Consider the following 11404-nt stretch of genomic DNA (forward strand, 5'->3'; position numbering starts at 1 on the left):
AAGTAGTGTTGAAATCTAAGAAAATTGCTACGCGAAGGAAATGCTTTCCTGGTTATGTCTTTTTATACGTGAATTTATGCGATGAAGTATTGAATTTTATCAATAATATACCAAAATCTCTTAAGGTTTATGGATTTTTGAAAAACGGTAATATTCCAAAGGTGATTTTGGATGATGAGATTCACTCAATGTCTAATGCACTTTATAATGCTCAAGAGACAAAGAAGTTATGGTTATGAAAAAGGTGAACAAGTGAAAATTAATGATGGTCTTTTTCAAAATTTTACTGGTAAGGTAAATATGGTAAACTATGAGAAAAAAATTATTAATGTGGAAGTATCGATTTTAGGTAAGCCGACAATAATAGAGCTTGATCTGGCTCAAGTAGAGAAAATAGAGGATTAATTATGAGTGTTATAGTTGCTAAGATTAACTTACTTATGGAAGCTGGGAAAGCAGTTCCAGGACCGAAAATTGCTTCAGTACTTGGTCCACGTGGTATATCTGTTCCTAAGTTTTGTGAAGCTTTTAATAAAGTTACTAGTGCTGCTAACGCTAATTATAAAGTAGGCGATTTAGTAACAGTGCGAATTTCCATAAAGGATGATCGCTCTCATGATTTTACTGTCAGCGGTCCGCCTGTGGCTTATTTACTTAAGCAGGAGGCTAAATTAAGTAAAAGTTCTGGTAAAGAATTAGTGGCTAAATTACCTATGTCTGCTATAATTAAAGTAGCAAAGTGCAAGATGGTTGATATGAAAGTGGATAATGAAGTTTCAGCAGTGAAAATGGTTGTAGGCACTGCAAAATCTATGGGTATAGAAGTTGTGGAAGGTTAGGTAAATCTATACATATAATGATAATCCTAAGCAGTGTTTGAGGAAGATTAATGAGTCTGCTTCAGCAAAATTTAATGAATCAGTTGATATTGCGGTCAATTTAGGCGTAGATTCACGTAAATCTGAAGAGCAGGTGCGTGGTACAGTAGTTTTACCTAAAGGTATCGGGAAGAATATTAAAGTAGCTGTTTTCGCTCAAGATAAACATTTATTAGAAGCTGAAAAAGCTGGTGCTGATATTGCAGGAGGAGAGGATTTAGTTGAAGAAATAAAAAAAGGTAGAAAGTTAGATGTTGATTGGTGCATTACTACTCCTGATTTTATGGCAAAAATCACTCCTATTGCAAAAGTATTGGGTGCTAAAGGGCTGATGCCTAACCCTAAATTTGGTACTGTGACTTCTAACATTGCAGAAGCTATTAAAACCATTAAGTCTGGTCAGGTAAAATTTAAGACAGATAAAAATGGTGTTATTCATGGTAAATTAGGAAATATTAAATTTGATATTGATGACTTGCTGGAAAATTTAAAAGCCTTTCTTAAAGTAATTAAAGATAACAAACCTATTTCTGCGAAAGGAATTTACTTTAAGGGTGTTTTTTCAAATTCAACTATGGGTAAAGCTTATAAGATAGGCAAAGTGGAAGATATAATTTAAGGGAGTGATACCGTGAAGCGTAAAGATAAGGATGAATTTATACAGAGCACAATAAACGTATTTGTAAATAATGATTTCTTGATATTAGTAAATTTTAAATCTATAAATGCTAATGATTCATTAACTCTGAGGAATAGTCTGAAGTCTATAGCAGGTGGGGTATTAGTAGTTAAAAACACTCTAGCGCGCTTGGCTTTGGAAAGGACTGGTAAATTATCTTATTTATCAGGCAAATTTTCCGGTCCTGTTGCTATTATATACTCTAGTGGCATAGTAGAAGCTGCAAAATTAATAGTTGATTTTACTAATGCTAACAAAGAAAAAATGTCTGTGATTTGCGCAGCTCATTTAAATGAATTGTTAACAGTGGAAGATGTTAATAAACTGGCTAAGTTGCCTTCTCTGGATTAATTGCGTGTTAAAATTATGCGTTTAATATATTCCTGCTCGGTTAGCGTTGTCTATTAATTCATCTTCCATGAGGCTTATGAGAGTTTGGGATTATTATAGTTCTAAAAAATAAATTTGTTGTTAAGTAAGGTGGTAATTATGAGTAATGTAACAAGTTATTTGGTTGATAAAATATTATCTTTAAACCTATTAGAGGCTTCTGAACTTGTAAAAGTTTTAGAAGAGAAAATAGGGGTGCCTGGTGGTTCTTTTCTTGGTGGAGCTGTTGGTGCTGGGGCGCCTATTGGTGATAATGCTGCTGCTCCTGCTGCTCAAGAAAAAGCTGAGTATAAAGTTGTGATTAAAGAAATTGATGCGAGTAAAAAAATAGGAGTTATTAAAGCTGTGAGAGAGGTTAATTCTACATTGGGTTTAAAAGAAGCAAAAGAGTTGGTTGAATCTTTACCTAAAGATTTGACTGCTAATGTTCCTAAAGACGAAGCAGAAAAAATCAAGCAAAAACTTATTGAAGCAGGAGCAACTAAAGTGGAGCTTGAATAATATTTAATGTATTAATTTTATATTGATATAGCTCTTTTAATTAGTTTGGGGTATTTAAATGGTTGATTCTTCTTATATGTACGCTTCTGGTGCTTTTGTTCCTAGAGTTTCTTATTCTAGGTCGATTGATTTAAAAGATTCTTTATTGGATTTGGTTAAGGTTCAAAAAGAATCATATGATTCTTTTACTCCTAAGAATAAGGGTAATGAAAGACTTGAAGTTATCTTTCATACAATCTTTCCAATAAATGATCCTTTGCGTAGGGCTACTATTGAGTTTATAAGTTGTAGGGTAGATGATCCTAAGTATGATGAATCTGAGTGTATAAAGCGTGGTGTAACTTTTTCTGCTCAGGTTATTGCTTCTATACGTCTTGTTGTTATGCAGGATGGTATTTCTCTTGATGAATATAAATCGATTAAAGAGAGTGGAGATCATTCTAAACTTGCAACCGTTGTAAAATCTATAGAAGAGCAGAAAGTCCACTTTTGTGGGTTGCCTATGATGACTGATAAGGGCACTTTCATCATTAATGGTGTGGAAAAAGTTATCGTCTCACAAATGCATAGGTCTCCTGGTGTATTTTTTGATAGCGATAAGGGAAAAACTTACAATTCTGGTAAATTGATCTATTCTGCTAGAATTATTCCTTATAGGGGTTCTTGGCTTGATATTGAATTTGATGTTAAAGACCATTTGTATTTTCGTGTTGATAGAAAAAGAAAATTGCCAATTTCAGTTTTATTAAAGGCGTTGGGTCTATCAAATAATGATATACTCGATAGATTTTATGAGAAAATAAAGTATGTAAAACATAAAGATGGTTGGAAAGTGCCTTTTGTTCCTGATAAATTTAAAGGAGTGAGGCTGCCTTTCGACTTAATGGATATTGAAGGTAATGTGCTGCTTAAAGCTAACGTTCGTATTACCTCAAGACTAGCTAAAAAGCTATATGATAATGAATTGAAAGAGTATCTGGTTCCTTTTAATTCTATATGTGGTTTATTCCTCGCAGAAGATTTAATGGATAGTGCTAGCTCTACGAAAATTTTATCTCCTGGTGAATCTATAAAGCTGGAAGACATAAAGAAGCTTGAGTTATTATCTGTAGATGAAATATCAGTGTTGAACATAGATAATTTGTTTGTTGGACCTTATATATTAAATACGCTTTTCTTAGATGAAAACATGTCTTATCAGGATGCGCTATATGAAATATATAGAGTTTTGCGTCCTGGTGAAGTTCCTGTTTTAGAGATAGTAGAAGAGTTTTTCCGTAATCTTTTCTTCAGTCCGGAATATTATGATTTGTCTAACATTGGTAGGTTGAAGCTTAACTCTTACCTTGGATTAAATTATGATGAGGATTTAACTGTTTTAACGCATGAAGATATTATTGAAATTGTGAAAAAAATAGTATTGTTACGTGACGGTCAAGGATCTGTAGATGATATTGATCATTTAGGAAACAGAAGAGTAAGATCAGTTGGAGAGTTTATAGAAAATCAATTTAGAACTGGGTTGTTGAAATTGGAACGCGCAATAGTTGATTCTATGTCCACTTCTAGTTTAGATAAAGTTTCTCCATCTGATTTTATTAATCCAAAAGTGTTAACTAATGTCTTAAGAGATTTCTTCAATTCTTCTCAATTATCTCAATTTATGGATCAGACTAATCCATTATCTGAAATAACACATAAAAGAAGGTTATCCGCGTTAGGTCCTGGCGGTTTAACAAGAGAACGGGCAGGATTTGAGGTGCGTGATGTTCATCCAACTCATTATGGAAGAATTTGCCCTATTGAGACTCCTGAAGGGCAAAATATAGGGTTAATCAACAGCTTAGCTATATACGCGCGTATTAATAAATATGGTTTCATTGAAAGCCCTTACAGAAAAGTAGTCAATAGGGTTGTTACTGATCAAATTGAGTATCTTTCTGCTATAGACGAAGGCTCACATCATATAGCTGACACTAGCGTAAAGCTTGATGAAAATAATTGCTTTGTTGATGACATGCTATACTGTAGATATGCTGGTAGCTTCGTCATGGTAAGTAGCGACCAAGTTAGTTACATTGACGTATCTCCTAAGCAGGTAATATCGGTTGCAGCTTCCTTGATTCCATTTTTAGAAAATGATGATGCTAATAGAGCATTAATGGGCTCAAATATGCAACGTCAGGCCGTACCTTTATTGAAGCCTACCGCTCCTCTGGTTGCTACTGGTATGGAGTCTTTTGTAGCTTCTGGCTCTGGTGCTGTAGTTTTAGCAAAACGCGATGGCATAGTTGATAGTTCTGATAGTAACTCTATAGTTATACGTGCTTTTGATAAAGAAAGGGTTAACTACTTGGACGTAGATATTTATCATCTAAGGAAATTTCAGCGTTCTAACCATAATACTTGTATTAATCAAAGACCGCTAGTGTGCGTAGGTGATTATGTTAAAAAGGGTGATGTAATAGCTGATGGTCCTGCAATTAACAGTGGTGAGTTGGCGCTTGGTAAAAATTTGCTAGTCGCTTTTATGTCTTGGCAAGGTTATAATTTTGAAGACTCTATTATTATTTCTAGTGAAGTTGTTAAAAAAGATCTCTTTACTTCTATTCATATAGAAGAATTTGACTGTGTTGTACATGATACCCCTTTAGGATCAGAAAAAATAACTCGTGCTATACCTGGTGTTAATGAAGAAAATCTATATCACTTGGATGATAGTGGTATAGTGAAAATTGGTACAAGAGTTGGTCCAGGCTATATTCTGGTAGGTAAAGTTACACCTAAACCTTCTCTTTCATTGCCTCCTGAAACGAAGTTATTAATGACAATTTTTGGTGAAAAGTCATTCGATTGTGCGGATTCCTCTTTATATACATCTCCAGATGTTGAAGGGACAGTAATTGATGTACAAGTCTTTACACGTAGGGGGGTTGAAGAAAATGAAAGGGCATTACTCATCAAACAAAAAGAGATAAATGACTTTGAGGAAGAGCGAGATTATATAATCAATGTTACTAGTGAATATTTCTATGATGAACTGAAGAAACTTCTTATTAATTCTGGTTCTCAAGATCGAGAAAAATTTGACTCTATTGAACGTGAGCAATGGTGGGGTGTAGGATTAAAAAACCAATCCATTTCTGAGCAAGTTAAGAGCTTAAAAAAAGATTTTGATGAAAAAGTATCACATGCAATAGCACAGTTTAAGCGAAAAGTAGAAAAATTACATGAAGGTTATGACCTGCCTCAAGGTGTGTCGATGTCAGTAAAAGTTTTCATTGCTGTGAAACATAGTCTGCAACCAGGGGATAAAATGGCTGGTAGACATGGAAATAAAGGTGTGATTTCTCGAGTTGTGCCAGTGGAAGATATGCCTTATTTGGAAGATGGTACTCCTGTTGATATTATTCTTAACCCTCTTGGTGTTCCTTCACGAATGAATGTAGGGCAAATACTGGAAACGCATGTAGGTTGGGCTTGTAGGAAATTAGGGGAAAAGGTAGGTAATATTCTCGATGAGATCAATAAGATCAAAAGTGCTTTTTGCAAGGGAATTAGGTCCCTTAACGATGATAATTTTACACAATTTGCAGTAGCATACCTTGATAATAAAAAAATTGAAAATATTGATGATGATGAAATAACGGCTTCTGTTTTAAATACACCTAATAAGAATGCACTAAATGACGAGTTGAATGAGTTAGTAGAGAACTATTTGAACTCTTGTAAAAGTTCATACAGCAATTTACGTAACTTCCTGATTGAGGTTTATAGCTATGGCAGTAACGTATCTATCTGTAATGATATTCGTAATATTAGTGATAATAATCTCATTGAATTTGCACGCAATTTACGTGATGGCGTTCCTGTTGCTGCACCTGTATTTGAGGGTCCAAAAGATGAACAAATAGCAAAATTATTTGAACTTGCTGGTTTAGATAACTCTGGACAAGCTGTATTATATGACGGTTGCAGTGGTGAAAAATTCGACCGCAAGGTTACAGTTGGTTACATGTACATGCTTAAGTTGCACCACTTGGTTGATGGTAAAATTCATGCGCGTTCAGTAGGGCCTTATAGTTTGGTTACTCAACCTCTTGGAGGAAAATCTCATTTTGGTGGTCAGCGTTTTGGTGAAATGGAATGTTGGGCATTACAAGCCTATGGTGCTGCTTATACCTTGCAGGAAATGTTAACTGTGAAGTCTGATGATATTAATGGTAGAGTTAAGATTTATGAATCGATAATAAAAGGTGACAGTAATTTTGAATGTGGAATTCCTGAATCCTTTAATGTGATGATAAAAGAACTACGTTCTTTATGTTTAAATGTAGATTTAAAGCAAAATGATGTAGTGATTGAAGATATATCTCACACTAACATTGCACAATCTTTTAATGAGGTTAGCATATCGATTGTTAGCCCTGAAAGTATTAAGCGTATATCTTGTAGTGAGATAGAAACTGCAAATTATCGTACGTTCAAAGTTGAGAAAGGTGGATTATTTTGCCCTAAGGTTTTTGGCCCTGTCAATGACGATGAACGTTTATGTGGAAAATACAAAAAAAGAAGACACAGAGGTCGCATATGCGAAAAATGCGAAGTAGAAGTTACATCTTCTAAAGTAAGAAGAGAAAGGATGGGTCATATAGAGCTTGCATCTCCTGTTGCTCATATATGGTTTTTGAAATCGCTTCCTTCAAGAATTGGAGCATTATTGGATATGTCTCTCAGAGATATTGAGAATATTTTATATAGCGATAATTATATCGTAATAGATCCTCTTGTTTCGCCTTTTGAGAAAGGTGGGATTATTAGTGAAAAAGCTTATAATGAAGCTAAAGATAGCTATGGGATCGATAGTTTTGTAGCTATGCAAGGTGTTGAAGCTATAAGAGAGTTGCTAACGCGCATTGATTTACATGAAATTAGGAAGGATTTAAGACTAGAATTAGAATCTGTTGCTTCTGAGATAAGAAGGAAGAAAATTATAAAGAGATTGCGTATTGTTGAAAACTTCATTAAATCTGGAAATAGGCCTGAGTGGATGATACTTACAACTATACCTATTTTACCACCTGATTTGCGTCCTTTGGTATCGCTTGAGAGCGGTCGTCCTGCAGTTTCTGATCTGAATCATCATTATAGGACTATTATTAATAGAAATAACAGGTTGAGGAAATTGTTGAGCTTAAATCCTCCTGAGATTATGATTCGTAATGAAAAAAGGATGTTACAAGAAGCAGTTGATTCTCTTTTTGATAATAGTCGTCGTAATACTTTGGTAAATAAAGCTGGTGCTGTTGGATATAAAAAGTCCATTAGTGATATGTTAAAAGGAAAACAGGGTCGTTTTCGCCAGAACCTCTTAGGAAAAAGGGTAGACTACTCTGGACGTTCTGTAATAGTTGTTGGTCCAACTTTGAAACTAAATCAGTGTGGATTACCAAAAAGAATGGCTCTTGAACTATTCAAACCTTTTGTTTACTCAAAGCTTAAGATGTATGGTATGGCTCCAACTATTAAGTTTGCTAGTAAGTTGATAAGAGCAGAAAAACCAGAAGTTTGGGATATGCTTGAAGAGGTAATAAAAGAGCATCCTGTTTTGTTGAATAGAGCGCCTACGCTACATAGACTTGGTATTCAGGCTTTTGAGCCAATCCTTATTGAAGGCAAAGCAATACAGCTTCATCCGCTTGTCTGTACGGCGTTTAATGCTGATTTTGATGGTGATCAAATGGCAGTGCATGTGCCAATTTCATTGGAAGCTCAGCTTGAAGCTAGGGTGTTGATGATGTCCACTAATAACGTTTTAAGTCCTTCTAATGGCAGACCGATTATAGTTCCTAGTAAAGATATAGTACTTGGTATATATTATCTGACTTTACAAGAACCTAAGGAAGATAATTTACCATCTTTTGGTGCTTTTTGTGGAGTTGAGCATTCCTTGAGTGATGGTACTTTACATATTCATTCTAGTATAAAGTATAGGATGGAGTATATTAATAGCAGCGGTGAAACTCACTATAAAACTGTTTGTACAACTCCTGGCCGTTTAATATTATGGCAAATTTTTCCTAAGCATGAGAGTCTAGGCTTCGATCTAATAAATCAGATATTAACAGTCAAGGAAATAACTGGTATAGTTGATTTAGTATATCGTAACTGTGGTCAAAGTGCTACAGTGGCATTTTCTGATAAATTAATGGTACTTGGCTTTGAGTATGCCACATTTTCTGGTGTCTCTTTTGGTCGTTGTGATATGGTTATACCTGAAACTAAAGCTACACATGTTGATCACGCGAGGGGTGAAATTAAGAAATTCTCTATGCAATATCAAGATGGGCTAATAACTAGAAGTGAGAGGTATAACAAGGTTATAGATGAATGGTCTAAGTGTACGGATATGATAGCTAATGATATGTTAAAAGCAATATCTATATATGATGGAAATAGCAAGTACAACTCAGTGTATATGATGGTTAACTCTGGTGCAAGGGGTTCTACTTCACAGATGAAACAGCTAGCAGGAATGCGAGGGCTCATGACCAAACCTTCTGGTGAGATTATAGAAACACCTATAATTTCTAATTTCCGTGAAGGATTGAACGTATTTGAATACTTTAATTCTACTCACGGTGCGCGTAAAGGTTTAGCTGACACTGCACTTAAAACTGCAAACTCTGGATACTTAACTCGTCGTTTAGTTGATGTATCTCAAAATTGCATAGTTACAAAGCATGACTGTAAAACAAAAAATGGTCTTGTTGTGAGAGCTACAGTTGAAGGAAGTACTATAGTTGCATCTCTAGAGAGTGTTGTGCTGGGTAGAACAGCTGCAAATGATATATATAACCCAGTGACAAAAGAATTATTAGTAAAAGCAGGGGAATTAATTGATGAGGATAAAGTAAAGCAAATCAGCATTGCAGGTCTTGATGTTGTAAAAATTAGATCGCCTTTAACTTGTGAAATAAGTCCTGGTGTATGTTCTTTATGTTATGGAAGAGACCTTGCAACTGGTAAAATTGTTTCAATAGGTGAAGCAGTTGGTGTTATAGCTGCTCAATCTGTTGGAGAGCCAGGTACTCAGTTAACGATGCGTACTTTTCATATAGGTGGAGTAATGACTAGAGGCGTTGAATCCTCGAATATTATAGCTTCTATTAATGCTAAAATAAAGTTAAACAATAGTAATATAATTATAGATAGAAACGGAAATAAAATTGTGATAAGCCGTTCCTGTGAAGTCGTGTTGATTGATAGCCTTGGTAGTGAGAAGTTGAAGCACAGTGTACCTTACGGCGCTAAGCTTTATGTAGATGAGAGTGGGTCAGTAAAAATTGGCGATAAAGTTGCGGAATGGGATCCTTATACATTGCCTATTATCACGGAGAAGACTGGTACAGTGTCTTATCAGGACTTAAAAGATGGAATTTCGATCACTGAAGTGATGGATGAATCTACAGGAATATCAAGCAAAGTAGTAAAAGACTGGAGATTGCATTCTGGTGGAGCTAATTTACGTCCTCGTATTGTGCTGCTTGACGATAATGGTAAAGTAATGACACTCGCAAGTGGCGTTGAAGCATGTTATTTTATACCAATCGGTGCAGTGCTCAATGTACAAGATGGCCAGAAGGTTCATGCAGGTGATGTTATTACAAGAACACCAAGAGAGTCAGTTAAAACTCGTGATATTACTGGTGGTTTACCGAGGGTTATAGAGTTATTTGAAGCACGTCGTCCTAAAGAGCATGCTATTGTTAGTGAGATAGATGGCTATGTGGCATTTTCTGAAAAAGACCGTAGAGGAAAACGCAGTATATTAATTAAACCTGTAGATGAACAAATTTCTCCAGTTGAATATTTGGTATCAAGAAGTAAGCATGTAATAGTCAATGAAGGTGATTTTGTACGTAAAGGTGATCTATTGATGGATGGTGACCCTGATCTCCATGATATTTTACGTGTGCTTGGGTTAGAAGCTTTAGCGCACTATATGATTTCTGAAATACAGCAAGTTTATAGATTGCAGGGTGTTCGTATAGACAATAAGCATTTAGAGGTGATCTTAAAACAAATGCTACAAAAAGTGGAAATTACTGATCCTGGTGATACTATGTACTTGGTTGGCGAAAGCATTGACAAGCTGGAAGTTGATAGGGAAAATGATGCTATGAGTAACTCTGGCAAACGGCCTACTCGTTATCTTCCTATTCTGCAGGGGATTACTAGGGCAAGTCTTGAAACTAGCTCCTTTATTTCTGCTGCCTCTTTCCAAGAGACAACAAAAGTACTTACAGAAGCAGCATTCTGCGGGAAGAGTGATCCTTTAAGTGGATTAAAAGAAAATGTTATAGTAGGAAGATTAATTCCTGCTGGTACAGGTTTGATTATGAATAAGATCAGAGCACTTTCACTTTGTGATAATGTGGATAAATATGAAAAATATTTTGATATTGAAACTTATGACGAGGAATGGTTGATGGATAATGGTTGTCATTTACACTCTGGTGAGGAAGAGTGCGTAGTGGCATACGATCAGTCGAATTGAGTACAGCTAGTGCGTCTCTTGACCAACAAAGCCAGTAATATTTTCTTTCACTTCTGTGCTATCTGTCATGTAATTTACTCTCACACGAAATTCAGATGAGCCTGGAAACCCGCTACTGTACCAACCTATGTGTTTGCGGGCCATCTTTATTCCTGTGTCATTTCCATAGTACTCAAGAATATTGTCGTAATGCTCGAGTATGATGCTTAATCTCTCTGGAGCTGTTGGCTCAGAAGTTTCACTTCCACTGAGAAAGTTCATTGCTTGATTAATCAGCCAAGGTTTACCGTAGGCACCACGACCTATCATCACTCCGTCTGCTCCAGATTCTTTGAGAGCATTCTGAATATCATTTAAATTTTTAATATCACCATTTACTATAACTGGAATTTTCAC

Annotated in this window: 5 protein-coding genes and 2 pseudogenes; 6 read left to right on the forward strand and 1 reads right to left on the reverse strand. The window is 35.5% G+C overall.

The window, feature by feature from the left end:
- The 6 genes and pseudogenes from nusG to WGMM_RS05005 all read left to right on the forward strand — a co-directional run.
- Nucleotides 1-405 (forward strand): annotated as a pseudogene (nusG, locus tag WGMM_RS07265) (transcription termination/antitermination protein NusG); the annotation flags it as partial.
- Nucleotides 406-407: 2 nt separating this feature from the next.
- Nucleotides 408-839 carry an uL11 family ribosomal protein gene (locus WGMM_RS04985; RefSeq protein WP_038250932.1) on the forward strand — a complete coding sequence of 144 codons (432 nt, stop codon included), beginning with the start codon at nt 408-410 and terminating at the stop codon, nt 837-839.
- Between the two features lie 4 nt (nt 840-843).
- Entirely contained in the window at nt 844-1497 is a 654-nt protein-coding gene (gene rplA / locus WGMM_RS04990; RefSeq protein WP_038250934.1) for a 50S ribosomal protein L1, read from the forward strand.
- A gap of 12 nt (nt 1498-1509) precedes the next feature.
- Nucleotides 1510-2020, forward strand: a pseudogene (gene rplJ / locus WGMM_RS04995) (50S ribosomal protein L10).
- Nucleotides 2021-2046: 26 nt separating this feature from the next.
- A complete protein-coding gene (gene rplL, locus WGMM_RS05000) occupies nt 2047-2448 on the forward strand; it encodes a 50S ribosomal protein L7/L12 (protein WP_038250936.1) in 402 nt (133 codons plus the stop codon).
- A gap of 58 nt (nt 2449-2506) precedes the next feature.
- Complete coding sequence (locus WGMM_RS05005; RefSeq protein ID WP_038250938.1) at nt 2507-11008, forward strand: DNA-directed RNA polymerase subunit beta/beta'; 8502 nt, start codon at nt 2507-2509, stop codon at nt 11006-11008.
- 6 nt (nt 11009-11014) lie between these two features.
- On the opposite strand, the gene WGMM_RS05010 is transcribed toward WGMM_RS05005, so the two are convergent.
- The coding region (locus WGMM_RS05010) for a tRNA-dihydrouridine synthase (protein WP_038250940.1) at nt 11015-11404 on the reverse strand (390 nt) is incomplete at its 5' end.

This window comes from Wolbachia endosymbiont of Glossina morsitans morsitans, assembly GCF_000689175.1.
In the GTDB taxonomy this organism is placed as follows: Bacteria; Pseudomonadota; Alphaproteobacteria; order Rickettsiales; family Anaplasmataceae; genus Wolbachia; species Wolbachia pipientis.

Coding starts and splice junctions, on each gene's coding strand:
- WGMM_RS04985 (WP_038250932.1), top strand. CDS start 408: ATGAGTGTTATAGTTGCTAAGATTAACTTACTTATGGAAGCTGGGAAA.
- rplL (WP_038250936.1), top strand. CDS start 2,047: ATGAGTAATGTAACAAGTTATTTGGTTGATAAAATATTATCTTTAAAC.
- WGMM_RS05005 (WP_038250938.1), top strand. CDS start 2,507: ATGGTTGATTCTTCTTATATGTACGCTTCTGGTGCTTTTGTTCCTAGA.